The organism is Arthrobacter sp. TJ-240, from assembly GCF_058269195.1.
In genome coordinates, this window is sequence record NZ_JBZCNG010000004.1 from 374,579 (window position 1) to 398,546 (window position 23,968).

General features: G+C 71.3%; 23 protein-coding genes. 11 read left to right on the plus strand and 12 right to left on the minus strand.

Going from position 1 to position 23,968, the window contains the following annotated elements; genetic code table 11:
- Positions 1–11 precede the first annotated feature (11 nt).
- Together AC4D2C_RS12715 and AC4D2C_RS12720 are read right to left on the minus strand one after the other, a co-directional pair.
- Positions 12–1,277 carry a CPBP family intramembrane glutamic endopeptidase gene (locus tag AC4D2C_RS12715; RefSeq protein ID WP_490915244.1) on the minus strand — a complete coding sequence of 422 codons (1,266 nt, stop codon included), beginning with the start codon at positions 1,275–1,277 and terminating at the stop codon, positions 12–14.
- A gap of 4 nt (positions 1,278–1,281) precedes the next feature.
- Positions 1,282–2,004, minus strand: coding sequence for a YoaK family protein (locus AC4D2C_RS12720; protein WP_490915245.1), 723 nt, complete (start codon positions 2,002–2,004; stop codon positions 1,282–1,284).
- Between the two features lie 130 nt (positions 2,005–2,134).
- Between AC4D2C_RS12720 and AC4D2C_RS12725 the strand changes: the two genes are divergently transcribed.
- From AC4D2C_RS12725 to AC4D2C_RS12750, 6 genes are read left to right on the plus strand one after another with little or no spacing between them, the layout of a single operon-like run.
- A complete protein-coding gene (locus AC4D2C_RS12725) occupies positions 2,135–3,817 on the plus strand; it encodes an ABC transporter substrate-binding protein (RefSeq protein ID WP_490915246.1) in 1,683 nt (560 codons plus the stop codon).
- Between the two features lies 1 nt (position 3,818).
- Positions 3,819–4,772 (plus strand): ABC transporter permease, encoded by a 954-nt coding sequence (locus AC4D2C_RS12730; protein WP_490915247.1) that lies wholly within the window; start codon positions 3,819–3,821, stop codon positions 4,770–4,772.
- Entirely contained in the window at positions 4,772–5,668 is an 897-nt protein-coding gene (locus tag AC4D2C_RS12735) for an ABC transporter permease (RefSeq protein WP_490905547.1), read from the plus strand. Before AC4D2C_RS12730 ends, AC4D2C_RS12735 begins: the two co-directional genes overlap by 1 nt.
- Before the next feature lie 5 nt (positions 5,669–5,673).
- Entirely contained in the window at positions 5,674–7,482 is a 1,809-nt protein-coding gene (locus AC4D2C_RS12740) for a gamma-glutamyltransferase family protein (protein WP_490915248.1), read from the plus strand.
- The gene (locus AC4D2C_RS12745) at positions 7,466–9,121 is read left to right on the plus strand and encodes a dipeptide ABC transporter ATP-binding protein (protein WP_490915249.1); all 1,656 of its coding nucleotides are present in this window, start codon (positions 7,466–7,468) and stop codon (positions 9,119–9,121) included. The genes AC4D2C_RS12740 and AC4D2C_RS12745 overlap by 17 nt, the downstream gene beginning before the upstream one ends.
- A complete protein-coding gene (locus AC4D2C_RS12750; RefSeq protein WP_490915250.1) occupies positions 9,087–9,863 on the plus strand; it encodes a GntR family transcriptional regulator in 777 nt (258 codons plus the stop codon). The genes AC4D2C_RS12745 and AC4D2C_RS12750 overlap by 35 nt, the downstream gene beginning before the upstream one ends.
- Here AC4D2C_RS12750 and AC4D2C_RS12755 read toward each other — a convergent pair.
- The 4 genes from AC4D2C_RS12755 to AC4D2C_RS12770 form a co-directional block, all read right to left on the minus strand.
- Entirely contained in the window at positions 9,832–11,088 is a 1,257-nt protein-coding gene (locus AC4D2C_RS12755; RefSeq protein ID WP_490905551.1) for a phospholipase D-like domain-containing protein, read from the minus strand. The genes AC4D2C_RS12750 and AC4D2C_RS12755 overlap by 32 nt on opposite strands.
- 88 nt (positions 11,089–11,176) lie before the next feature.
- On the minus strand, positions 11,177–11,920 hold the full coding sequence (locus tag AC4D2C_RS12760; protein WP_490915251.1) for an MBL fold metallo-hydrolase: 744 nt from the start codon (positions 11,918–11,920) through the stop codon (positions 11,177–11,179).
- 32 nt (positions 11,921–11,952) lie between these two features.
- Positions 11,953–12,687, minus strand: coding sequence for an SOS response-associated peptidase (locus AC4D2C_RS12765; protein WP_490915252.1), 735 nt, complete (start codon positions 12,685–12,687; stop codon positions 11,953–11,955).
- A gap of 46 nt (positions 12,688–12,733) precedes the next feature.
- Entirely contained in the window at positions 12,734–13,144 is a 411-nt protein-coding gene (locus AC4D2C_RS12770; RefSeq protein WP_490915253.1) for a hypothetical protein, read from the minus strand.
- Positions 13,145–13,390: 246 nt separating this feature from the next.
- Here AC4D2C_RS12770 and AC4D2C_RS12775 point away from each other — a divergent pair, with 246 nt between their 5' ends.
- Complete coding sequence (locus AC4D2C_RS12775; RefSeq protein ID WP_490915254.1) at positions 13,391–14,260, plus strand: phosphodiesterase; 870 nt, start codon at positions 13,391–13,393, stop codon at positions 14,258–14,260.
- A gap of 4 nt (positions 14,261–14,264) precedes the next feature.
- Here AC4D2C_RS12775 and AC4D2C_RS12780 read toward each other — a convergent pair whose 3' ends face one another.
- The 5 genes from AC4D2C_RS12780 to AC4D2C_RS12800 all read right to left on the minus strand — a co-directional run bounded on the left by AC4D2C_RS12780 (position 14,265) and on the right by AC4D2C_RS12800 (position 19,654).
- Positions 14,265–15,062: an MSMEG_6728 family protein gene (locus AC4D2C_RS12780; protein ID WP_490915255.1), complete on the minus strand. Its 798-nt coding sequence runs from the start codon at positions 15,060–15,062 to the stop codon at positions 14,265–14,267.
- Between the two features lie 42 nt (positions 15,063–15,104).
- Positions 15,105–16,517 carry a stealth family protein gene (locus AC4D2C_RS12785; RefSeq protein ID WP_490915282.1) on the minus strand — a complete coding sequence of 471 codons (1,413 nt, stop codon included), beginning with the start codon at positions 16,515–16,517 and terminating at the stop codon, positions 15,105–15,107.
- Positions 16,518–16,815: 298 nt separating this feature from the next.
- Positions 16,816–17,988, minus strand: a complete 1,173-nt coding sequence (locus AC4D2C_RS12790) for a glycosyltransferase family 4 protein (protein WP_490915256.1) — start codon at positions 17,986–17,988, stop codon at positions 16,816–16,818.
- A gap of 88 nt (positions 17,989–18,076) precedes the next feature.
- On the minus strand, positions 18,077–18,916 hold the full coding sequence (locus AC4D2C_RS12795; RefSeq protein WP_490915283.1) for a potassium channel family protein: 840 nt from the start codon (positions 18,914–18,916) through the stop codon (positions 18,077–18,079).
- 102 nt (positions 18,917–19,018) lie between these two features.
- Positions 19,019–19,654, minus strand: a complete 636-nt coding sequence (locus tag AC4D2C_RS12800; RefSeq protein WP_490915257.1) for a DUF1684 domain-containing protein — start codon at positions 19,652–19,654, stop codon at positions 19,019–19,021.
- Positions 19,655–19,710: 56 nt separating this feature from the next.
- On the opposite strand from AC4D2C_RS12800, the gene AC4D2C_RS12805 reads away from it, so the two are divergent.
- Positions 19,711–20,463: a TSUP family transporter gene (locus tag AC4D2C_RS12805; protein ID WP_490905560.1), complete on the plus strand. Its 753-nt coding sequence runs from the start codon at positions 19,711–19,713 to the stop codon at positions 20,461–20,463.
- An 80-nt stretch (positions 20,464–20,543) separates the two neighbouring features.
- Positions 20,544–21,791 (plus strand): cell division protein PerM, encoded by a 1,248-nt coding sequence (locus tag AC4D2C_RS12810; RefSeq protein WP_490915258.1) that lies wholly within the window; start codon positions 20,544–20,546, stop codon positions 21,789–21,791.
- Between the two features lie 36 nt (positions 21,792–21,827).
- On the opposite strand, the gene AC4D2C_RS12815 is transcribed toward AC4D2C_RS12810, so the two are convergent.
- Positions 21,828–22,253, minus strand: a complete 426-nt coding sequence (locus AC4D2C_RS12815; RefSeq protein ID WP_490915259.1) for a hypothetical protein — start codon at positions 22,251–22,253, stop codon at positions 21,828–21,830.
- 55 nt (positions 22,254–22,308) lie between these two features.
- Here AC4D2C_RS12815 and purN point away from each other — a divergent pair, with 55 nt between their 5' ends.
- Together purN and corA are read left to right on the plus strand one after the other, a co-directional pair.
- Positions 22,309–22,923 (plus strand): phosphoribosylglycinamide formyltransferase, encoded by a 615-nt coding sequence (gene purN, locus AC4D2C_RS12820; protein WP_490915260.1) that lies wholly within the window; start codon positions 22,309–22,311, stop codon positions 22,921–22,923.
- Between the two features lies 1 nt (position 22,924).
- Entirely contained in the window at positions 22,925–23,941 is a 1,017-nt protein-coding gene (gene corA / locus AC4D2C_RS12825; RefSeq protein ID WP_490915261.1) for a magnesium/cobalt transporter CorA, read from the plus strand.
- Positions 23,942–23,968: the final 27 nt, after the last annotated feature.

The window sequence follows — 23,968 nt, forward strand, 5'->3', positions numbered from 1 at the left end:
GCGCCTCGCAGCTACTCGGGGTGGCCCGGGCCGGTGGGGTGCGCGACGCCCGGGGGATAGCCGGGCCCGCCCGGGTGGGCTGGGCCGGAGGGGTGGCGGTCGTCGTCGTGGTCCCGTGCAGGAGCCGGGGCAGGCGCCGGGGCCGGGGCCGGGGTGGGCTTCTGGACGGTGCTCGGGGCGGGTCCGGCCGCGGGCCGGTGTACAGGCGGTCGGAACGGCGCGAGGGGCGGCCCTGCCGGAGACTGGGTCTGCAGCGACGCCGGCTCCGGCGTGCGCGTCCACGGCGGCACGTCCGGGTCCGCCGGCAGGAGCGTGGGGTAGGCGCCCCACCCCCCGGGGTACGGAGCGGCAGGCGGCGCCACCGGCTGCGGCGCGACCGTGCGCGTGCGGTCGATGCCCAGGCGGTCCGCGAGGCGCACGATGACGACGGCCGTGACCCCCATGGTCAGGGCGGACACGACCAGGCCCCCCACCGAGCCCTCTGTGGAGTTCACGTCCACAAGTCCGAAGGCGCCGAGCACGAAGATCGTCATGTTGTTGATGGCATGGACGGCGATCGCGGCCTCGAGCCCGCCCGTGCGCCAGCTGATCCAGCCGGCGAAGATCGCGAAGATCGCCACGTCCGTCTGGCCGAGCGGGTCGTAGCCGTGACCGAGGACGAACAGGGGCACGGGGAGCAGGATCGCGAAGGCCGGGTGTCGCAGCCAGCTGCCGATGGCCTGCATCAGGAAGCCCCGGAAGACGTACTCCTCCGCGGCGGCCTGGAACGGGACGGCGAGGAGGGACAGCGCCAGCATGACGAGGAGGATCGTGGTGTCCTGCTGGACGGGTGCTGCGGCGGCCTCCTCGGGGAAGAAGAACCCGATCCCGGTCGAGACGGCGAGGCTGGCGAGGAAGACGGCCAGGGCGGCGCCCGTGCAGATCGCGAGCCAGCGCCAGCGGATCCGGCCGGCCACGGAGGACAGCAGACCGATGGGTTTCGGCCCCATGATCAGCGCCGCGAGGGCGAGCGCCGGGATCATCAGGATGAGGGACACCAGGGTGAAGGCGAACATCACCGGGTTGCTGAGGTCCAGCACGGTCAGGGCGTCGAGGTAGGGATCCACCCCCGTGGGCGAGAGGAACGCCAGGCCCAGGCCCGCCACCAGGACCACCAGGAGGAACACGATGTAGAACACGAGGCCGAGCAGTGCCGTGAGGAGCGGTTTCCACCATCGGTGACGCGGCCACGAGAGGGCCAGGCGGTGGTATTCGTACTGTCCGTCGACCTGTTGCATGGTTCTACCGTAGTGCGGATTCCTTGGCGTTCTCTGCGCTGTTTTCCCTGCGGTCATGCCGGTGGCGCAGGTGGCCGAGGAGGGTGACGATGGCGGAGAGCATCGCGGACACGGCCACCCCGAGCCAGAGGCCCACGGAGAGGGTCAGCGCGCCCACCACGGCACCAGCCATGATGAGCACGATCGCGGAGGCACGGCGCGCCCAGAACGGGCTCTTCCCGCCGGCGAGCCGTGAGTCCGAGGCGAGGCCGGTGATCGTGGAGGTGACCACGACGGTGGTGATCTCCGCGACCTTGAGGCGCTTCGCCGTCGCGGCCTGGACGCCCATCACGGTGGCGAGCACCGACGTCGTGATGCTGCCGAGCACCTCCTCGGCGTGGACGTCCACGAGCGCCACGTACACCGCGAGCGCCGTCAGGCCGACCGTCACGGCCAGCAGGGTGCCCGAGGTGCGGCCGGACCAACCTTCCGGCGCCTTCCTCAGCACCCGGCCGGCGAGCGCCGCGCCGACCATGAAGAAGACGAGGGCGAGGGCCGGGCGCAGGATCGGGAGGTCGGCGCCGCCGGCGAAGGCCATGCCCAGGAGCACGACGTTGCCGGTCATGTTGCCCGTGAAGACGCGGTCGAGCCCCAGGTAGCCGACGGCGTCGATCACGCCCGTGGAGAACGTGAGCGCGAGCATGAGCCACAGATGCAGGCGGTCCGTCGCCACCCTGTTCTTCTTCACGATGTTTTCCTTCGGTAATAACCTTGAAACGAATGTATACGAAGCTTATCGTCGTACCCGTGATTGTATTCAATCTGAGTACTCGTCGCAGTGCAGAAGCAGTTCCGTCCGCCCCCTCGTGAGGAACCCCATGCAGCACTACCCGCAGCACCCCCGGGGCCCGATGCCCCGCCGTCCCGGGAGGCCGGTGCGCCTGCTCGCCGCGGCCGCCGTCGCGCTGGCAGCCCTGACCGCCTGCCAGCCGGTGCAGCCGCTCCCGGCGGCACCCGTGCGCGACGACGTGACGGGCGTGCCCGTCGGGGACACCGCCGTCCGGGAGGGCGGCGACCTCGTCATGGCGCTCTCCGCCGAGCCGGACCGCCTGGATCCGACGACGTCGTCGTCCCTCTACACGCGCTATGTCATGCAGACCATGTGCCAGAAGCTCTACGACATCGACGCCGAGGGCGAGCTCGTCCCGCAGCTCGCCACGGCACTGCCGGAGATCTCCGAGGACGGCCTGACCGTCACCATCCCCGTGCGCACCGACGCGGTGTTCGCGGACGGCGAGCCGTTCGACGCCGACGCCGTCCGTGCGACCCTCGAGCGCCACCTCACCCTCGAGGGCTCCACGCGCAGGAGCGAGCTCGGACCGATCAGCGGGATCCGGGCCGTCAGCCCCGACCGCGTCCAGATCAGCTACGAGAAGCCGTTCGCACCGCTCACCGCCGCGCTCGCCGACCGCGCCGGCATGATGCTCTCGCCGAAGGCGATCGCGGAGCAGGGTGCCGACTTCGGCACCAGCCCGGTGTGCGTGGGGCCGTTCAAGTTCGTGAACCGCGTGCCGCAGACGTCCATCACCGTGGAGCGCGACCCGCTCTACTACGACGCCGACAGCGTGCACCTGGATACGATCACCTACCGGATCATCACCGACGCGAACATCCGCGCCGCGAACCTGCGCTCCGGTGACGTGCAGGTGGCCGACACCATCTCGCCGCAGGACGTCGACGCGCTGCTCAAGGAGGACGGCGTCGGCGTGCTGCAGGTCGGTTCCCTCGGCTACCAGGGGCTCACGGTCAACGTGGGCAACACCGAGGGCGTGGGGGAGCCCACGGGCAGCATCGACACCCCGCTCGCGCAGGAGAAGGCGGTCCGCATGGCCCTGTCCATGTCGATCGACCGCGAGGCCCTTGTCAACACCGTGTTCAACAGCTGGTTCGAGCCCGCCTGCTCGCCCATCTCACCCGACAGCCCGTACGCCTCCGCAGCGAGTGAGGCCTGCCCGCCGTACGATCCGGAGGGCGCGAAGAAGCTCCTGGCGGACGCCGGCCTGGAGATCCCGTACCCCGTGCGGATGCAGGTGACGAACACGCCGGACACCCTGCGCTACGGGCAGGCGCTCCAGGCCGCCGTGGCCGACGGCGGCTTCGAGCTCACCGTGGTGCCCGTGGAGTACTCCACGCTCCTCGACGTGCAGTCCCAGGGCGATTTCGAGGCCCTGCAGCTGGGCTGGTCCGGGCGGATCGACCCGCACGGCAACATGTTCAACTTCCTCTCGACCGGGGGCGGCAACAACTACTCCGGCTACAGCAACCCCGCCGTGGACGACCTGCTCACGCAGGCCGCGCAGATCAACGACGTCGGCGAACGCGCGGCCCTCTACGGCCGGGCCGTGGAGCTCGTGCAGCAGGACAACCCCCTGATCTACCTGTACCGGCAGCGGAACCTCACCGCCTACAGCACGGACGTGGCCGGTGTGGAGACCTTCGCCGACGGCGTGGTGCACCTGAGCAGCGCCGCCTTCATCGAGCCGTCCGCCGAGGAGAACTGACATGGGCCGCTATCTCGTCACCCGGCTCTGGCAGTCGGCCGTCACCCTGATCCTCGCCTCGATCGTGGTCTTCATCGGGGTGCGTCAGCTGCCCGGCGATCCCGCGCTCGCCATGGCGGGGGAGGAGGCGACCCCCGAGCAGCTCGCCGCCGTGCGGGCGGAGATGGGCCTCGACCAGCCCCTCGTCACCCAGTACCTCGCGTTCGTGGGGAACATGTTCCGCGGCGACTTCGGCGAGTCCACCCGGACGGGCACGCCCGTCACGGAGCTGATCGCCACCACGCTGCCCGTCACGCTGTGGCTCTCGGCGTACGCGATCGTGGTGGCGATCGTCGTCGGGATCGTCTTCGGCGTGATCGCCGAACGGTTCCGCGGACGCTGGCCCGAATGGATCGCGAACGCCTTCGCCCTCATCGGCCTGTCCGTGCCCAACTTCTGGCTCGGCATCCTCGCGATCCTGTACCTCTCGGTGACCCTCGGGTGGTTCCCCGCCTCCGGGTACGTGGACGTGCTCTCGGACCCGCTCCGGGGCCTCTACTACCTCACGCTGCCGGCCCTGATCCTCGGTACCGGGCTCGCCGCCGTCATCATGCGCCAGACCCGAGCGTCGATGATCGAGACCATGACCACGGACTACGTGCGGACGGCGCGCGCCAAGGGCCTCGGCCGGGGCCGCGTGCTCGTGCGCTACGGGCTGCGGAACTCGCTGATCGTCGTCGTGACCATCGTGGGCCTGCAGCTCGGCGGGCTCATCTCGGGCGCCGTGGTCACCGAGCGCATCTTCGCGCTGCCGGGCTTCGGGAAGCTCACGCTCGACGCCGTCTTCACGCGCGACTACCCCGTGATCCAGGCCGTGGTGCTGATCATCACCGTCAGCTACATCCTCATCAACCTCGCCGTGGACGTCCTGTACTCGGTGGTCAACCCCAAGATCCGCGTCGGAGGAGCAAACTGATGGCCGTCGAGACACTGCCCGCCGGAACAGGGACGGGCGGCGAGGGCCTCGGCTCCGGCCGCGGCCGCATCCTGTCCTCCCTGCGCTCCAACCCACTCGGCATCACCGGCGGAATCATGCTCGTGCTCGTGGTGCTGGCCGCGCTCCTCGCCCCGGTCCTCGCGCCCTATCCGCCCACCGAGGTTCACTTCGCCACCCCGTTCCAGCGCCCGCTCACCGAGGGTTTCCCGCTCGGCACCGACGACCTCGGCCGGGACATCCTCTCGCGCCTGCTGTTCGGGATCCAGACCTCGCTGCAGGTCGGGGTGCTCTCCGTGCTCCTCGCCGTGGTCATCGGCACGCCGCTCGGCCTGCTCGCGGGCTACTCCCGCGGGTTCGACGCCGTGATCTCCAGGCTCACGGACGTCACGCTCGCCTTCCCGTTCCTCATCATCGCCGTCGGTCTCGCCGCCATCAGCGGACCCAGCCTCGGCAACGCGGCGATCGCGCTCGGCATCGCGCAGATCCCCACCATGATCCGCGTGGTGCGCGGCGAGACGCTGCGCATCAAGGAGAGCGACTTCGTGCTCGGCGCCCGCACCATGGACGCCTCGCCGACGTGGATCATGCTGCGGCACGTCCTGCCGAACGCCACCTCCGCGATCATCGTGCAGGCCACGGTGATCATGCCCGTCGCGGTCATCGGCGAGGCCCTGCTGTCCTTCCTCGGCCTCGGCATCCAGCCGCCCACCCCGAGCCTCGGCATCATGCTCTCCGACGCCCAGCAGTACCTCTTCCGCGCACCCAGCGCGGCCATCTTCCCGGGCGTCGCGATCGCCCTGATCTGCCTCGCCTTCAACCTGTTCGGGGACGCCCTGCGCGACGCCTTCGACCCGACGAACACCACCCGGAAGTGACAAGAATGACGTACACGGCCCCACCCTCCTTCACCACGCGGCCCACCCTCCAGGGCACGTTCGGCATGACCGCGTCCACCCACTGGCTCGCCACAGCCTCCGCGCAGGCCGTCCTCGAGCGCGGCGGCAACGCGTTCGACGCCGCCGTCGCCGGCGCCTTCGTCCTGCACGTCGTCGAACCGCACCTCAACGGACCCGGCGGCGACATGACCGGCGTCTTCGCCACCGCCGAGGAGCCGGGCCGCCCGGTGGTCCTCATGGGCCAGGGCCCCGCCCCGGCCGCCGCCACCCGCGAGCACTACCTCGCCGAGGGCCTCGAGCTCGTCCCCGGCGCGGGTGCCCTCGCCGCGGCCGTCCCTGCCGCCGTCGACGCCTGGCTCCTGCTGCTGCGCGACCACGGCACGTGGGAACTCGCGGACGTCCTCGCGTTCGCGATCGGCTACGCACGCGACGGCCACCCGGTCGTCGGGCGCGTGGGTGCGACCATCGCCGCCGTGGCGGATCTCTTCACCGAGCACTGGCCCACGTCCGCGGCCCTCTGGATGCCCGAGGGCCGACCGCCGCGCGAGGGTGAGGTCATCCGGAACGAGGCCTACGCCCGGGTTCTCGGCTCCCTCGTCGCCGCGGCTGCGGATGGTGCCGGCAGGGCGGAACGCATCGACGCCGCCCGGCTCGAGTGGCGCACCGGGCTCGTGGCGCAGGCCTCCGCCGCCTTCGTCGCGACGCCGCACCGGCACTCCTCGGGACTCGACCATGCGGGCGTGATCACCGCCGAGGACTTCGCCGGTTTCGAGGCCGGTTACGAGGACGCGACGACGCTCGAGTTCCGCGGCCACACCATCGCCAAGACCGGCCCGTGGGGACAGGGCCCAGCCCTGCTGCAGACCCTCGCGATCCTCGACGGGTTCGACGACGACCGTCTCGACCCGTCCACGGAGCTCGGCGCCCACACCATCCTCGAGGCGCAGAAGCTCGCTATCGCCGACCGCGAGGCCTACTACGGCGACGCCGACGTCCCCATGGAGTACCTGCTCTCCGCGGAGTACGCCGCCGGGCGCCGCGCCCTCATCACCGATGAGGCGTCGCTCGAGTTCAGGCCCGGGACCGTGCCAGGCATGCAGCCCTTCACCCCGCCGCTGCGCACCGACTACACGCCGCCCGCCCTCGTCGGCAGCGGCGGATTCGCCGGGGTGGGCGAACCGACGGTGTCACGCAGCGGCGAGACGCGCGGCGACACGTGCCACATCGACGTCGTCGACGCGGCCGGCAACATGGTCTCCGCGACGCCGAGCGGCGGCTGGCTGCAGTCCTCCCCGACCATCCCCGAACTGGGCTTCTGCCTCGGCTCGCGGCTCCAGATGACGTGGCTCGAGGACGGCGCACCGTCCACCCTGCATCCCGGCAAGCGCCCCCGCACCACGCTCACGCCCACGCTGATCCTGAAGGACGGCAGGCCCGTCGTCGCCCTCGGTTCCCCGGGCGGCGACCAGCAGGACCAGTGGCAGCTGCTCTACATCCTCCGCACCATCGTCGGAGGCTACACACCGCAGCAGGCCATCGACGCGCCGTCCCTGCACACCACGTCCATCCCCGGGTCCTTCTGGCCGCGCACCTGGGAGCCGGGTGGCGCCGTCGTCGAGGACCGCCTCGGCGAGGACGTCATCGACGGCCTCGAACGCCGGGGCCACGTCGTGACGCGGGCGGGGGACTGGTCGCTCGGGCGCCTGTCCTCCGTGGCCAGGAACCACGAGACCGGTGTGCTGTCCGCCGCCGCCAACCCGCGAGGAGCACAGGGCTATGCTGCAGGACGCTGAGAACATCCTGGAGGTCACGGACCTGGAGGTCGCCTTCGGCGGCACGCCCGTGCTGCACCGGATCAGCTTCTCGATGCGGCGCGGTGAGCGCGTGGCCATCGTTGGCCAGTCCGGCTCCGGCAAGTCGACGGCGATCGGCGCGATCCTGCGCCTGCTCCCCGGCAGCGGGCGCATCTCGCACGGCTCCATCGTGCTGGGCGCAGGACGCACGCGGGGCGACGTCGAGGACCTCGCCACGGCGACCGAGCCCGTGCTGCGCACCATCCGCGGGCAGCGCGTGGCGCTCGTGCCGCAGGATCCGATGTCCAATCTGAACCCGGCCATGAAGATCGGCCCGCAGGTCGCCGACGCGATCGTCGCCAGCCTGCGCGGCGAGGCGAAGCCCGACCGCGCCGAGGTGCGGAAGCGGGCCGTCGCCCTCCTGTCCGAGGCGGGCATCCCCGACGCCGACCGCCGCTACGGGCAGTACCCGCACGAGTTCTCCGGCGGCATGCGGCAGCGCGTGCTCATCGCCATCGCCCTCGCGGGCGAACCCGAACTGCTCATCGCGGACGAGCCGACCTCCGCGCTGGACGTCACGGTGCAGCGGCAGATCCTCAACCACCTCCAGTCGCTCGTGGATGCGCGCGGCACCTCGCTGCTGTTCATCACCCACGACCTCGGGCTCGCCGCCGATCGCACGGACCGCATCATCGTCATGTCCGAGGGGCGGATCGTCGAGGTGGGCACACCCCGGCAGATCCTCCTCGCGCCGCAGGAGGAGTACACGCAGCGGCTCGTCGCAGCAGCCCCCTCCGTCGCGGCGGCGCTCGACGCGACACCGCTGATGGCGTCGGCTCCCGCGGACGGCAGGGCGCCGTCCATCCTCGTGGTCGAGAACCTCGTCAAGGAGTTCGCCCTCCGCGGCCAGCGCGGCAGCACGGTGCGCGCCGTCAACGACGTGTCCTTCACGGTGCCGCGCGGCACCACCACGGCGGTCGTCGGAGAATCGGGCTCGGGCAAGACCACCGTGGCGCGCATCATCCTCGGGCTCGAGACGGCGTCGTCGGGGCAGGCCCTGATCGACGGCGAATCCCTGGCGACCACGCGCGGCGCCCAGCGCCGGGCGCTCCGGCGCAAGGTGCAGCCCGTCTTCCAGGACCCCTACGGTTCCCTCGACCCGACGTACAGCATCGAGCGCCTGATCGACGAGCCGCTGCGCATCTTCGGCGTCGGCGACCGGGGGAGCCGCCAGTCGCGGGTCGGCGAGCTCCTGGACCAGGTGGCCCTCCCGCGGTCCGTCGCGCAGCGCCGGCCGAACGAGCTCTCCGGCGGCCAGCGGCAGCGCGTCGCCATCGCCCGGGCGCTCGCCCTCGAACCGGAACTGCTCATCTGCGACGAGGCGGTGTCCGCGCTCGACGTGCTCGTGCAGGACCAGATCCTCGCGCTGCTCGCCGACCTGCAGGATAGGCTCGGTCTCACCTACCTCTTCATCACCCACGACCTCTCGGTGGTCCGGCAGATCGCCTCCGCCGTCGTGGTGATGAGGTCGGGCGACGTCGTCGAGAGCGGTTCGGTGGACGACGTCTTCAACCGCCCGCGGGCCGAGTACACGAAGGAGCTTCTTGGAGCGATCCCCGGTGCGGCCTTCGCGGCCTGAGGCGGACGCGGCCGCCCCGCAGCGCGTCCTCGACGCCCTCCGCCGCGACATCATCCTCGGCACGCTGCACCCCGGTACGCGGGTGACGGAGGCCGCGCTCGCCGCCACGTACGGGGTCTCGCGCATCCCCGTCCGGGAGGCGCTGCGCGCCCTGGAGGCGGAGGGCTTCGTCGAGTCGCGTCCCTACGCCGGCTCCACCGTGGCGCAGATCCCGCTCGACGACGCCGAGGACCTGTTCGCCGTGCGCAGGGTCATCGAGGCCACCATCGCGCGGCGTGCGGCGCTGCGCGCGACGGCGCACTTCGCCGGCGAGGCACCGAGCACCGAGTGGTGGACGGCACGCCGTGCCCTGGTCGACATCCTCGACGACGGCGACCGCGCCGTGGCAGCCGACGCCCTCGCGGACCTGCCCGAGCTGAACATCCGCTTCCACCTCGGCGTCGCCGAGCTGAGCGGCAGCGCGTCGCTGGCGGCCCTGCTGCGGCAGATCTCCGGCAAGATCGAGTGGCTCTACGCGGCGGACGTGGACAACCGGGGCAAGCAGTCGTGGGGCGAGCACCGCCTGATCATCGCGGCGATCGACGCAGGCAACGCGGACGAGGCCGAACGCCTCATGGCAGGCCACGTGGGCTCCTCGCAGCGCGGGTACATGGAGCGGTTCTCGGCGGACGCGCCGGGACCGGGGACTGCGGGCACGACGGCGGCGAAAGCTACAGGAACGGACGCAGCGGGGCGAGGATGAGTTCGCTGGCGCGGGCCACGACGTGGCGGCCCTCCCACTCCTCACGCGTCAGCACACGGCTGTTGGACGAATCCACCGCGAAGATCTTCTCCATGGTGCCCGCGAGGTGGCGGTCGAAGATCTCGAGGTTGATCTCGTAGTTGCCCGTGAGGCTGAGGCGGTCGATGTTCGCCGTGCCGACCGTGCTCCACTCGCCGTCGATCGTGGCCGTCTTCGCGTGGATCATGGAGTTCTGGTACAGCAGGATCCGCACGCCCGCGTTGATCAGCGACGAGTAGAAGCCGCGCGAGAGCCAGTCCGAGACCACGTGGTTGGAGTCCTCGGGGAGGATCACGCGGACGTCCACGCCGCGGCGGCTCGCCCGCAGGAGGGCGTCGAGGATCTGCCGGTCCGGGATGAAGTACGCGGTGGTGATGAAGATATGGTGCTTCGCGCGGTTGATCGCATCCAGGTAGATGCCCCGGATGGGGAACACGAGGTAGGCGGGGAGGTTGTTGACGGCGCGGATGCGCGGTTCCCAGAAGGACGCGCTCAGGTCCGGCAGCTCCGGCCGGCGCGGCTTGGCGCGGAGGTTCCAGAAGCTGGCGAAGGCCTCGCGGAGCTCCCACACGGACGGGCCGCGGATCTCCAGGTGCGTGTCCCGCCACTTCGTCGCGTAGAGGGAGCCGATGTTGTACCCGCCCACGAACCCGACCTCGTCGTCGACCACGAGGACCTTGCGGTGGTCCAAGCCGGTGCCGCGGATGTTCGTGAACAGGATCGATGGGCGCAGCACGGGGAAGCGGTAGGCGTTGACGAGCGGGTGGAAGGAGTAGAAGAACGGGTTGACCACGAGGTTCGCGAAGCCGTCGTAGATGACGAAGACCTTCACGCCGCGCTCGGCGGCCCGGTTCACGGCATCGCGGAACCGCGCACCGACGGCGTCGCCCTTCCAGATGTACGTCTCGAGCAGCACCTGGTGCTTCGCGCCGTCGATCGCCGCGATCATGGCGTCGAAGAGGTCCTCGCCGTACGTGTAGACCGTGGTGTCGGTGTCCGCGATCGTGGTGTGGAAGGTCCCCGGCTGGGGGAAGCCGGGCCGCCGGGTGCGGCGGCGCTTCTGGTAGGTGTCCACGCCCACGAGCCCGCCGATGACCACCGCCTGCGCCGAGAACAGGGTGATCGCGGCCCGCTTGACCGTCACACCGGCGAACCCCATCATCGTCCTGCGCTCCAGCCACCTCATGCGCCCAGCGTATCGCCCCTTCCCGGACAGGCCGTGGTCCGGCCCGGCCGGGGCCGCGCCGTTCGTGGTGATCACCGATGCCGGCCGACTAGTGCCGGCCGATCTCGGTGGCCTGCGCCACCGCGGCGTCGACGCCGTCCCGCCACGGGAAGCCGTGCCCCGGAAGGACGGTCCCTGCGGCGGTGGCGCGCAGTGCGTCGAGCGAGCGCAGGGCCGTCGCGAAGTCCGCGGTCGCTGCCATGGCCACCACCTGCGGGCCCGGGTGGCCCGTGTAGGGGTCACGGGTGACGAGGGCGTCGCCGCTGATCACGGCATCACGGTCCGGGAAGTGCAGGGCGCAGTGCCCCTTGGTGTGGCCGGGGGTCGGGACCAGCAGCGGCGCACCGGGAAGGGCGGCTAGGCCCTCGGGGGTCAGCGGCAGGGTGTCCTCCACGCCCTTGACTGCCACGGCACCCGCGGCGGCCATCTGCACCAGACCGGGGATCGCGCGCGGGTGGCGCAGCGGGTAGAGGAACGGCGAGCGTTCCCGCTCGTAGCTGTAGGGGTGTGCGGCGAGGAACGCGTCGTCCGGGTGGCAGTACACCGGGATCCCGTACCGGGACCGCAGGTGCTCGGCGGTGCCCACGTGGTCGAAGTGGGCATGCGTCAGGACGACGGCGCGGATGTCCTCCGGGGCCCGGCCGATCCGGCTGAGCGCCTTGAGGAGCAGGGCCTTGGAACGGGGGAGGCCGGTGTCCACCAGGAGCAGGCCGTCGTCGTCCTCCACGAGGTAGACATTGGTCCGGGCGTGCTCGATGAAGTGGATCCCCGGGGCGATGTCCGTCCTGATCATGCGTCTCCTTCGATGGTCACCTGCACCCGACCCTAGGCATCCGGGGCCGCCGGGGACAAGGCCTCGATCAGGTCGGGTCCGTCGTTGCGCACGGACCCCACGCGGTTGCCGACGAGCCGCGGGACCAGCTCGGGGTCGGGGATGGCGTCCAGGAGCCCCTGGACGGCGGGCCGCGAATCGTTCCGCGGGTCGAGCCAGTCCCCTCGCAGGTCCGGCGGGACGATCACGGGTGTGCGGTCGTGGATCTCGCCGAGGGCATCGCTCGCCGGCCGCGTGATGATGGTGCAGCTGACCACCCACGAGCCCTGCGGGTTCTCCCCGGACACCGTCGCGGGGTCGCGCCAGAACTCGTACAGCCCCGCGAAGCCCAGGTGAGCGCCGTCGGTGCCGTGCAGGTAGATGGGGCTCTTGGACCCGTCGGCGTTCTTCCGCCATTCGTAGTACCCGTCGGCGGGCACGATCGCCCGGCGTTTCAGGGCCGCTGTCCGGAACGAGGGCTTCTCCAGGACGGTCTCGCTGCGCGCGTTGATCATGCGCGAGCCCACCGAGGACGATTTGGCCCAGGACGGGATGAGGCCCCAGCGGGCGAGTTCGAGCCTGCGCGTCAGCTCACCGGTCTCCGGGTCCAGCCGTTCGACGACGAGCTGGACGGTGTCCGTGGGCGCCACGTTCCACGAGGGCCGTACCTGGTCCTCGACCGCCTCGTCCACCTCGAAGGCGTCGATGAGGTCGGCCCTGTTGCCCGCGATGACGAAGCGCCCGCACATCTGCCCGTGCCTCCCGTGTCTGCCGTGTCGCCCGTGTCTGCCGTGCCTACTTCTTCCTGCGGTCGAGGAGCAGGGACAGGGCGATCCCCAGCATCCAGCTGTCCTTCGCGAGCGCGACGCCGTCCTGCGTGGGGCGGATGCCGTCGTCCATGGTCAGCTCCGGCGTGCGCAGGTACATGGTCATCATGCCGGCCGAGAAGGCGAGCAGGCCGAGTCCGGCGACCCTGCTCGGGACGAAGGGTGCGAGCAGTGCCGCGCCGAGGCCGATCTCGCAGCCGGCGAGCACCTTGCCGAACTGCTGGGGCTCGAGCTGGCTGATCTGCGGGAACGCCCGGGAGGCCATGGCCTGCAGGTAGCCGGCCGAGCCCTCGTCGAGGCTGGTCTTGCCGAGACCGGAGTTGAGGATGAACGCCCCTGTCGCGAGGCGGAGGGGGATGTGGCTGGGGCGGATTCCCATGGTGGTGCCTTTCGCTGGGGAAGTACGTGGCCTGAGCAGCCTACGACGCGGGCCCCCGCCCCGCCAGCCCTTGCCTCCCGCGCCTGTTTCCTCAATGTTTCGCGCCATGCCGTGGCGCGTTCATGCAGCCCGCAGCTACCCCTGCTTGGATGGGGTGAAGGCAGCGAAGTCCCATCAGCTATCGGAGTAGGTTCCATGGTCCCCCGGACGGCAGAGCATCCTCGGCCCCAGCACTTCATCCTGCACATGAGCGACACGCACCTGATCGCCGGTGACCGGCCCCTGTACGGGGCGGTGGACAGCGAGGAACGGCTCCGCGAGGTGTTCGAGGACCTCGAGGCCTCGGGCGCCCGGCCGCAGGCCATCGTCTTCACCGGTGACCTCGCCGACAAGGGAGAGCCCGGCGCGTACGCGAAACTCCGGGCCATCGTGGACCCGGCGGCGGACCGGCTCGGAGCCCGGGTCATCTGGGCCATGGGCAACCACGACGACCGCGCCGCGTTCCGGGCGGGACTGCTCGATGACCACCCGTCCGTCCGCGCGGATGCTCCCGTGGACGCGGTGCACTTCGTCGACGGCCTGCGGATCATCACCCTGGACTCCACCGTCCCCGGCCACCACCACGGCGAGTTCACCCAGGACCAGCTCCGCTGGCTCGCGGGCGAGCTGGAGGTGCCGGCACCGCACGGCACCATCCTGGCCCTGCACCACCCGCCCGTGCCCAGCGTGCAGGACCTGGCCGTGCTGGTGGAGCTGCGCGACCAGCGCTCCCTCGCCGACGTCGTGCGCGGCTCGGACGTGCGCACCATCCTCGCCGGCCACCTGCACTACTCGACGACGGCGATGTTCGCCGGCGTCCCGGTCTCGGTGGCCAGCGCCACCTGCTACACCCAGGACCTGCTGTTCGACGGCGGCGGCACCCGCGGACGGGACGGCGCGCAGTCCTACAACCTGGTGCACGTCTACGAGGAGACGATCGTCCACTCCGTGGTGCCCGCGGGCCGCCACCCCTCGGTGGGCGAGGTCGTCCCCAGCGAGGAGGCCCGGCGCCGGCTCGAGGCCGCCGGCGTGAGGATCGCCGACACGCACCGGGCACGCCAGCTCACCTCGGCCTGACGCCCTACTCCAGCGCCCCCGGCAGTCCCACGCTGAAGAGCGTCCGCGGGTCCTGCAGCAGCGCCGGGGGGTCGAAGTCCGCGCGCCGCAGCCACCCGTGCAGGCGCGCCGGGCGCAGCAGGCCGTCCTCGTGCATGAGCACCGGACCCACGCGGCCCGTGCGGAAGTGCTCGCCGTCGGGATCGGCGATGGCCACGGCGTCGCCGTCCTCCACGGACTCCTCGAACACGTGGAGCTGCCGCTCCCACTTCGGGGCGGCCCGTCCCCCCGGAGGCTCGGGCGGCATCAGCAGCGTCGCATCGCCCTCCGGCGGTTGGGACGCGGCCCTCCACACCCACAGCCGCCTCCCCTCCGGCTCGACCGGGATGCGCTCCTGCTCCGGCACGGGCCAGACGTAGGGCAGGTCCTCGGGGATCCCGGGGAACCGGCTCCGGTAGATCTCCGGGGCCTTCTGGATCAGGTTCGACTGGTGGCTCACGTGGAACGCGGGCTCGCCCAGCCACGGCGGCATCGGCACGTCCGGGTCGTCGAGCACGTGCGGGGCGAACTCGAGGATCTGCCGGTGCGTCGAGTCCGCGTGCCCGCGCGACACCCACTCGGACACCATGGCCAGGCCGTAGACCGTCAGGGCCGGCACGTAGCCCATCCACATGCGGATGGCAGGGTGCTGCCGCCACCCGTAATCGGGGATCACGAGGGCGCGCAGTGCCTGCAGGGTCTCCACCCGCTGCTTGCCGAGCCTCGCCTGGTCCAGCACCCGGGCGCTGGCCGCGAAGTCGGGGTACGGCAGGAAGGTCTGCATCGCGCCAGTCTCGCATGCGGCGCGGGCAGGCCGGCGGGCGGCCTAGATCTCCCAGGGAGCCTTGACCGGGAAGTACTTCTCGAGGAAGTCCGTCACCAGGTGGGCCCGCTCGTCCGCCGCGACCTCGGGGAAGCTGCCGTCGTTGAGGCAGAAGAAGTCCTGGCTGCGCTTGTCCAGCATCTTGTTGAGGCTCTTCAGCCCGGAGCGCATGGTGGTGTCCACGTACTTCACCCGGGCCATCTCCTGCGTGACGGCCCGCCCGGTGAGCAGGGCGTAGTAGTGGTACAGCGAGTTGGTCACGGAGATGTTGTCCTTGGCCCGGAAGCGCGACGCCGCCGTCGCCTCGAACTCCGCCGCGAACTCGTCCTCCATCTCGAGCAGCACGCTCTTCCGCAGGGGAGCGGCGGTGTGTTCGAGGTGGCGCGTGGTGATGCGCCCGAAGCGCTCGTGCAGCAGGCGCCGGTTGACGCGCGCCGCGTTCTCGAAGCCGCTGCGCTCGGCGTCGTTCTCGCCGAGGCCGATGCGCGTGTCCGCCTCGATGAACTTCGTGATCCCGCCCGGGGAGAAGAACATGTCCGGTGCCACGGGACGGCCGAAGAACATGTCGTCGTTGGAGTAGAGGAAGTACTCGGACAATCCCGGGATGTGCTGCAGCTGCGCCTCGACGGCCTGCGAATTGTGGGTCGGGAGGACCGACGGGTCCTTGAAGTGCTCCTCCGAGCGCACGAGCGTCACCGACGGGTGGTCGGCGAGCCACGCGGGCCGGTCCGAGTCCGTGGCGATGAAGATACGGCGGACCCACGGCGCGAACATGTAGACCGAGCGGAGCGCGTACTTCAGCTCGTCGATCTGGCGGAAGCGGGCCTCGTGGTCGTCACCCTCGCCCACCACCACGCTCTGCATGCGGGCCGCGCGGGCGGCCTGGAACTCCGGGCTGCTGCCGTCCACCCAGGAGAAGACGATGTCGATGTCGAAGTCGATGTCCGTGGCGTGGTCCGCGAACATGTTGTCGATGGTGGGCCAGGTGAGCCCGTGGCGCTCCACCTCCCCGCGCACCACCTCGGCGGCCGGCAGGGTGCGGCGTGTCAGGGAGTTCTCGACGGGCAGTTCGATGGCCGCCCCGAGCGCCCACAGCTCGATCTGCACGCCGGCGGACGGGCCGTAGGCGAGCCCTCCGAGGGGTTCGATGCGCGGGCGGAACAGGCGGAAGATCCGTGCCTTCCGGCTCTTCGAGAGCTCGCCGTCACTCACCAGGAGCGTGGTGCGGCTCTTGGTGTCCACGGTGCGGGAGTAGAACGGTTCGTCACGGCACGCCACGACGAGCGCCGCGATGAGCCGTGCGTGGTCCGCGAGGTCCACGGCGATGACGGGCCGCTGGTCGTTGCCGCGGACCAGGAGGAACTCGATACCCGCCCGGTCCAGGGCTGCGCGGATGAAGAGCAGGTCCTCGACCATGGCCTGGTGGGGCGTGCGATCCTGGTTGATGAGGGTGAAGCGCCGCTTGACGGTCGTGATGTCCGAGCGGCCCTCGAACCGGGCTACCGCCGCGCGCGACGCCGATTCGAGGATCTCGGCTTCATTCTCCGGCTCGGGGGCACCGAAATAAATGTCGTGTTGGGCAGCCGTGTCTGTAATCGGAACCTCCGGAAGTGGGTGTGTGCGCTCCCCATGATAGGGCCTGGCGGGGGGTGTCGATGCGGGCGGACACCCTACCGCCTCGGGGCGGCCCGGTCCAGCCCTTCGCGCCACGGATTCAGGGTTGCTGCGGAGTGCGGCGCACCCGGGAGGCCACCCCGGCCCGCCGCGCCTGCACGCTGACGGCCTTCTCGTAGTACGTGACGAGCTGTTCGCACAGCACCGGCCACGTGCGTCCCTGCACGGAGGCGTGGGCGGCACGGCCGAAGGCGCGGCGCTTCGCGTCGTCACCCGTGAGGTCGGTCACGGCGGCGCGGAGTCCCGCCAGGTCGCCCGGCTCGTAGATCCATCCCGTGCGTGAGGAATCCACGAGGTCCAGCGGCCCGCCCCGGCCCACCGCGACGACGGGCACACCGGACGCCATGGCCTCCTGGATGGTCTGGCAGAACGTCTCGGACTCGCCGGGGTGCACGAAGACGTCGAACGTGGCGACCATCCGCGCGAGGTCCAGACCGGTCTGGAAGCCCGCGAAGTGCGCGCGGGGCAGCCGCTCGCGCAGGCTCTCCTTCTGCGGCCCCGATCCGATGATCACGAGCCGCGTGCCCGGCACGGCGTCGAGCGCGGCGAGGTCGGCCACCTGCTTCTCGGCCGCGAGCCGGCCCACGTACCCGACGATGCGCTCTCCGGGCGCGGCGACGGTGTCCCGCCAGGCGGCGTCGTACCGGGTGGGGGAGAAGCGCTCCGTCTCCACGCCGCGCCGCCACAGGTTGAGCCGCTGCACCCCGTGGGAGCGCAGCTGCTGCAGCGCGAAGGTGGACGGTACGAGGGTGAGGGTCGAGGCGTCGTGGATGTTCTCGACGCGCTGCCACAGGAGGGACTCGAGCCACGGGAAGCCGTAGTGCGCGGCGTACGCCGGGACCTCGGTCTGGTAGACGGAGACCGAGGGGACACCGAGCTGCTGGCACGCCTGCACCGCGCGCCAGCCGAGGACGAACGGTGAGGCGATGTGGACGACGTCGGGCCCGAACTCGGCGAGGATGCGGCGCACGCGCGCCACCGTGCCGGCGGCCAGCCGCACGTTCGCGTACCCCGAGAGGGGCATGGAGGGGAGGGAGTGCACCGGGTACCCCTCCACGGTGGCGGGTGCCTCGTCGTCGAGCCAGGACGACGACGGGGCGATCACCAGCACCTCGTCCCCGCGGCTGCGCAGGTGCGCGAGCACCTTCAGGAGCGAATGGGTGACCCCGTTCATGTGGGGCAGGAATGATTCTGCGACTACGGCGATCCTCACACTCCCAGACTCCGTCGCGGAGGCGGAGGGCGGGCCACTGCCGCATGGAGGTCGGGTGAACTCCGGGAGAACTCGGTCCGGGCCGCGGCTACTCCCGCCCGGCGTGCCCGCCCTGTCCGGCGCCGCTGGGTCCGACCCCGCCCTGTCCGACGCCCTGTCCGCCGGTGCCCTGTCCGCTGTGGGCGCCGTGGGCGAGCTGCTGGGCCAGCGTGTCGATCTGCAGGCTGACTGTCCTCAGCTGTTCCCGCACCCGGGCGTCCGACTCCGCGCCCTGCGCCTCCGCAGCCTGCTCGTCCGCTGCGCGTGCCGTCGCCACGTTCTCCACGAGCCAGGAGGCGAACGCGGCCGTGACCGCGCTGAGCACGCCGATCCCGCCGAGCATCAGGCCGGCCGCCACGATCCGCCCGGCTCCCGTCACGGGGTAGTAGTCGCCGTACCCGACGGACGTGACGGTGGTCAGCGCCCACCACAGAGCGTCGGGCAGGGTCAGGATGTTCGCGCCCGGGGCGTCCTGCTCGACATCGAGCACCGCGAGCGCTCCCGCATACCCGAGCACCGTCATGGCCGAGAGGACGTAGAGGAGGATGTGCCCGCGCAGCGCGTCGCCCCCGGACCGGTTGAGGACGCGCAGCAGGGGGATGAGCCGCAGCAGGCGCAGGGGACGCAGCATGGGCAGCAGCAGGATGACGAGCTCGTGCAGGTGCCGGACGAACCAGCGTCCCCGCGCCGGCGCGAGGAAGAGGCAAACGAGGTAATCGACGAGGAAGAGTGCCCACACAGCCCAGATGACTCCCTCGAGGAGCCGGGCCTCCGCCGGATCCGGCTCGGCCGTGACCTGCAGCGAGTACGCCGCGAGGTAGAGCACGGCGGCGAGGATGAGGGGTATCTCGGAGCGGCGGCGCCACTGCGTCTGCTTCATCTGCTGCATCGGCACGTGCGCGCTCCTCGGTAGGCTCCCCGGTGACGGGTAGCCCCGGGATTCCTCAGCCTACGTACTGCCCGGCGGCCCCGCAGGCCCGATTTCCACGGGTCAGTACTCGCGGTAGAGCTCGCCGACGGGGACGTCGGCCGCGAGGCGGTTGCCGGGACCGGGCAACGGGCACGCCCACTGCTCGTCGTAGGCGCAGGACGGGTTGTACGCGAAGTTGAGGTCCACCACGAGGCTGCCGGGAGCCCGGCCCTCCCCGAGATGGGCGCCCTTGATGGTGTCGAGGACGTAGCGTCCGCCCCCGTAGGTGCCGCCCGCCGTGCCCGCCGTACCGTCCCGGAGGGGCAGGAACAGGCCGCCCCCGTAGGAGCCGAGCTTCCACAGGGCCAGGGTTCCGAGCCCGGACAGCACCAGGGTGCCGAGGCGCCGGAACGGCACCACGCCGTCGGTGCCGGTCGCCACCTCCATCTCCTCGTCCGCCCCGTCGTCGTCGAGCAGGGCCTCGAAGCGGTACGCCGGATCGTAGGGGGCGACGGCGAGCCCGGGGAAGGACGCCCTCGCATGCTCCCCGAGGGCCGAGGCCGGGTGGGTGCGGAAGAGCTCGTCGCGGCCCCGCCGCCACAGGCCGTGCGCCGCCTCGGGCGACTCGGACGTTGCGCGCTCGCGGACGTCGTCGTACAGGCCGAAGACGCGCCGGCGCCAGTCGGCAGTGGCCAGTGCGGTGGTGAGGGCCGTCATGGTGTCAGGCTACGGGACCGCGGCACCGTCTAGTTGCCCGGGCGTACTGTAGCGGGGTGACTCTCGGCATCTTCTTCATCGTGCTGGCCTCCATCCTCGTGGGAGCCGTGGCGCAGCGTATCGCCGGCCTCGGGTTCGCCCTGCTGATCGCGCCGTTCCTCGTGATCATCCTCGGGCCGCACGCCGGCGTGCTCCTGGTCAACATCTGCGGTGTGGTGTCCTCGGCCATCATCGTGGGCCGGGTGTGGAAGGACATCGACTGGAGCATGTTCCGCTGGCTCGTGCTGCCCTCGCTGCTCGGTTCCGTCCCCGGGTCCTTCCTCGCCGTCGCCGTCCCCTCGGCGCCCCTGTCGGTCACGGTCGGCGCCGTGGTGCTCGTCGCCCTCACCATCTCCCTCGTGCTGCAGCGGTCCGACGTCGTGGTGCGCGGCAATGCGCCGAAGGCCGTCGCGGGGTTCACCGCGGGCCTCACGAACTCGATGGCCGGCGTGGGCGGCCCGGCCGTGAGCGCGTACGCCGTGCTCTCGCGCTGGCCGCAGCGCCCGTTCGCCGCGACGCTCCAGCCGTTCTTCGTCTGCATCGGGATCGTGACGCTGACGCTCAAGCTGCTCCTGGACCCATCCCAGGCGCCGGTCCTCGCGGCGTGGATGTGGGTCGCGATCGGGCTGGCCATCGTCGCCGGCATCTACGCGGGGGAGAAGCTCGGACGGTTCGTCCGCGACGACCAGGCGCGGCTGTTCGTCATCGTCATCGCGTTCGTCGGGGCGGCCCTCGCCGTCGTCAAGGGGGTGCTCGACCTCTCCGGGTGACCGGCGCCACCCCACCCGGAGCGGTCCCCGGTCCGCGTCGCGCGGCGCCCCGGGCTCCCGCCGGTGGCACCATGGAGGGGATGAAACTCCCCACCAAACCCCGTTCCCTTCCCATGCCCCTGTGGCTGCAGGGGGTGTTCGAACTCGGTCAGGCGGCCCTGATCTCGGCGCTGCTCGTCCTCCTGCCCGTCGCCGCGGTCTGGCTCACCGGCGGGTTCGCCGACCGTACGCCGGAGTCCGCCGCGCGGCTGGCCGGGCAGGGGTGGCTCGTCATGCACGGCGTGCCGCTCTCGCTGGGGCCGGGACTCCTGCACGTGGTGCCGCTCGGGCTGATCCTCGTGCCCCTGCTGCTCGCCTGGCGGGCGGGGCGCCGCCTCGCCCGCGCCTCCTACACCGATCAGCTGTGGCAGGCACTGCTCGGGGCACTGCTCACCTACGCGCTGATCGGCGCGGCCGTCGCGCACTTCTCCGGCACCCCCGACGCGTCGGCGTCCGTGGCGGCCGGGGCGCTGATCCCACCGGTGTCCGCCGGGATCGGCCTCATCACGGGCGCCTACCGGGAGGCGGGGGCGTGGAGCCGGCTCGTCGGCGTCGACTTCGCCGCATGGGTGAGCCGCACCAGCCAGCACTCCCGCTGGGCGGGCTCCTACGCGTGGTCCGTCCTCCGCTCGGGTTTCCTGGCGGTGATGGTGGCACTGTGCCTCTCGGCCGCGCTGCTCGCCGTGGCCATCGGGCTGAACTGGGCGGGCATCGCCGCCGTCTACGAGCGGATCGACGGCGGGATCGCCGGTGCGTCCGTGGTGACCCTGCTCCAGCTCGGGTTCCTGCCCAACCTCACGATCTGGACCATGGCCTGGTCCACGGGGGCCGGATTCGCGCTCGGCACCGGCAGCTCCCTCACACCGCTCGCCAGCACAGTGGGTCCCCTGCCCGCGCTGCCGATCCTCGGTGCCCTGCCGGCCGGCACGCTCGAGTACGGCTACGCGGCGCTGGCCATCCCCGTCCTCGCGGGTCTCCTCGCCGGGTGGTGGTTCTTCCGTGAGGGCGAGAACCACTTCGACGAGTGGCTCGTCCTCCACAACCCCCACCGGTGGCTGACCTCGACGGCGTCCACCCTTGCGCTCGCGCTGCTCATCGGCATCACGGCCGGGATCGCCGGCGCGGGAGTGGCCCTCGTCTCGCGGGCCTCGCTCGGCCTCGGCCGCTTCACGGACCTCGGTCCGGACCCGCTGGCGATGGGTCTGTGGCTGGCCGTCGAGGTGGCGGTCGGAGCCGTCCTCGGCCACGCCGTCGGGCCCCTGCTGGAGCGCGAGCCGCGCCGCCGCTAGGGCGCGGTCCTGTCCGGGGTCCTGCCTCGGGGCGGGTCAGCCGTTGAAGCCCTCGAGCTCGCGCAGGCCGTCCTCGCACTGCCCCTGCGCCTCGAGCGTGAGGGCGCGCGACATGCAGTCCTCGTAGGTCTGTGTGACGCGCCAGAGGAGCACCGAGGCGCCGATGCCGGTCACCAGGAAGAGCGACGCCGCGAGACCGAGGGACGTCGCCACCAGGACGAGGCGGGGCAGCTTCGCGCCGATCGCCTTCACGAGGGCGACCACACCGGCGCCGAGCGCGAACAGCGACAGCACGAGCGCGAGCACCTTCCAGGGCAGCATCAGGTTGCTCGCCAGGACGGCGCCCAGCAGGGTCAGCAGGAACAGGCGCAGCCACAGGCGCGCCGAGGCGTCACCGTCGGTCCTCGTCCGCCCGGCCCCGGTGTGTCCCGGCGTGCCCTGTCCCGTGCCCTGCTGCGTCATCGTTCCTCCTTCGGCATGGTTCAACCCTAGGCGAGCGGCGACCTAAGGTTGAGCCATGCGCATCGTAGTCCTCGTCTCCGGCAGCGGATCCAACCTCCAGGCCGTGATCGACGCCGTCGCCGACGGCACCCTGAACGTCACGCTCGCGGCGGTGGGCGCGGACCGGCCCAGCACCGGCGGCGTGCAGCGGGCGGCCGAAGCGGGCATCGCGACCTTCGAGGTCGACTTCCGCCGGTACACGGACCGGGCCACGTGGAACCGGGCGCTCACCGACGCCGTCGCGGCGTACGAGCCCGACTACGTGGTGTCCTCGGGTTTCATGCGGATCGTGGACCAGCACTTCCTGGACCGGTTCCCCGACCGCTACCTGAACACGCACCCGGCCCTGCTGCCGAGCTTCCCGGGGGCACACGGCGTCCGCGACGCACTCGCCTACGGCGTCAAGGTCACGGGCTGCACGGTCATGATCGCCGACGCCGGCGTGGACACCGGGCCCATCCTCGCCCAGGCGCCGGTCGCCGTCCTGCCCGACGACACCGAGGCCACCCTGCACGAGCGCATCAAGGTCGAGGAGCGCAGGCTCCTGATCGAGACCCTCGCGGGGCTCGCGGCTGCCGGCTCCGCCGCTTCGGCTGCCGGGTCCGCCGCCGGCTCCGGGGCGGGGGCCTGACGTGCCCCTGGTCGCCAACGCCGTCTACGTCGACGGGAAGAAGCGCATCAACCCGGAGACCCTGGACCAGACGTTCGAGATCATGCGCGACAGCGGCGGCATGGGGTGGATCGGCCTCTACCGGCCGGACCGCGAGGAGATCAGCGCCGTCGAGGCGGAGTTCGGCCTGCACCCGCTCGCCGTCGAGGACGCCACCAACGGGCACCAGCGCGCGAAGCTCGAACGCTACGAGGACACCCTCTTCCTGGTGCTGCGGCCGGCCCGGTACCTCGATGCCGAGGAGAAGGTCGAGTTCGGCGAGCTGCACATCTTCGTCGGGCGGGACTTCGTGGTGACCATCCGGCATGCGGAGTCGCCCGACCTCGGCATCGTGCGGCGCCGGCTCGAGGCCGATCCCGAGCTGCTGGGCACGGGGCCGCAGGCCGTGCTCTACGCGCTGCTGGACCAGGTGGTGGACGAGTACGGGCCAGTGGTGCAGGGACTCGAGAACGACATCGACGAGATCGAGAACGAGCTGTTCGGGGGAGCCCCCGACGTCTCCCGCCGGATCTACGAGCTCCACCGCGAGGTCATCGAGTTCCAGCGGGCCGCGCAGCCCCTCGACGCCATGATGGACGGGCTCCTGCGGGGCTCGGAGAAGTACGAGATGGACGCCGAGCTCACACGGAACCTGCGCGACGTGCAGGACCACGTGATCCGCGTCGTCGAACGTATCACCACGTTCCGTACGCTGCTCCAGAATGCGCTCACCGTGCATTCGACGCTGGTGGCCCAGCGGCAGAACGAGGAGATGACCCGGATGACGGAGACGTCGCTGACGCAGGGCGAGGAGGTCAAGCGCATCTCCTCCTGGGCGGCGATCCTCTTCGCGCCCACCCTGATCGCCTCGATCTACGGCATGAACTTCGACGTGATGCCCGAGCTGCACTGGCAGCTCGGCTACCCATTCGCACTCGTGCTCATGGTGGGCATGGGCGCCGGGCTGTACTGGGCGTTCAGGCGCAACCACTGGCTCTAGGCCCGGACGCGGGTGTTGCCGCCGCCG

What these genes read in the sequence shown, in the direction of transcription:
- AC4D2C_RS12795 (WP_490915283.1), bottom strand. Translation starts at nt 18,916, where the DNA reads ATGCAGCAGATGAAGCAGACGCAGTGGCGCCGCCGCTCCGAGATACCC.
- AC4D2C_RS12800 (WP_490915257.1), bottom strand. Translation starts at nt 19,654, where the DNA reads ATGACGGCCCTCACCACCGCACTGGCCACTGCCGACTGGCGCCGGCGC.
- AC4D2C_RS12740 (WP_490915248.1), top strand. Translation starts at nt 5,674, where the DNA reads ATGACGTACACGGCCCCACCCTCCTTCACCACGCGGCCCACCCTCCAG.
- AC4D2C_RS12815 (WP_490915259.1), bottom strand. Translation starts at nt 22,253, where the DNA reads ATGACGCAGCAGGGCACGGGACAGGGCACGCCGGGACACACCGGGGCC.
- AC4D2C_RS12810 (WP_490915258.1), top strand. Translation starts at nt 20,544, where the DNA reads ATGAAACTCCCCACCAAACCCCGTTCCCTTCCCATGCCCCTGTGGCTG.
- AC4D2C_RS12745 (WP_490915249.1), top strand. Translation starts at nt 7,466, where the DNA reads ATGCTGCAGGACGCTGAGAACATCCTGGAGGTCACGGACCTGGAGGTC.
- AC4D2C_RS12770 (WP_490915253.1), bottom strand. Translation starts at nt 13,144, where the DNA reads ATGGGAATCCGCCCCAGCCACATCCCCCTCCGCCTCGCGACAGGGGCG.
- AC4D2C_RS12735 (WP_490905547.1), top strand. Translation starts at nt 4,772, where the DNA reads ATGGCCGTCGAGACACTGCCCGCCGGAACAGGGACGGGCGGCGAGGGC.
- AC4D2C_RS12780 (WP_490915255.1), bottom strand. Translation starts at nt 15,062, where the DNA reads ATGCAGACCTTCCTGCCGTACCCCGACTTCGCGGCCAGCGCCCGGGTG.
- AC4D2C_RS12730 (WP_490915247.1), top strand. Translation starts at nt 3,819, where the DNA reads ATGGGCCGCTATCTCGTCACCCGGCTCTGGCAGTCGGCCGTCACCCTG.
- AC4D2C_RS12715 (WP_490915244.1), bottom strand. Translation starts at nt 1,277, where the DNA reads ATGCAACAGGTCGACGGACAGTACGAATACCACCGCCTGGCCCTCTCG.
- AC4D2C_RS12765 (WP_490915252.1), bottom strand. Translation starts at nt 12,687, where the DNA reads ATGTGCGGGCGCTTCGTCATCGCGGGCAACAGGGCCGACCTCATCGAC.
- AC4D2C_RS12725 (WP_490915246.1), top strand. Translation starts at nt 2,135, where the DNA reads ATGCAGCACTACCCGCAGCACCCCCGGGGCCCGATGCCCCGCCGTCCC.
- AC4D2C_RS12755 (WP_490905551.1), bottom strand. Translation starts at nt 11,088, where the DNA reads ATGAGGTGGCTGGAGCGCAGGACGATGATGGGGTTCGCCGGTGTGACG.
- AC4D2C_RS12785 (WP_490915282.1), bottom strand. Translation starts at nt 16,517, where the DNA reads ATGGTCGAGGACCTGCTCTTCATCCGCGCAGCCCTGGACCGGGCGGGT.
- AC4D2C_RS12760 (WP_490915251.1), bottom strand. Translation starts at nt 11,920, where the DNA reads ATGATCAGGACGGACATCGCCCCGGGGATCCACTTCATCGAGCACGCC.
- purN (WP_490915260.1), top strand. Translation starts at nt 22,309, where the DNA reads ATGCGCATCGTAGTCCTCGTCTCCGGCAGCGGATCCAACCTCCAGGCC.
- AC4D2C_RS12775 (WP_490915254.1), top strand. Translation starts at nt 13,391, where the DNA reads ATGAGCGACACGCACCTGATCGCCGGTGACCGGCCCCTGTACGGGGCG.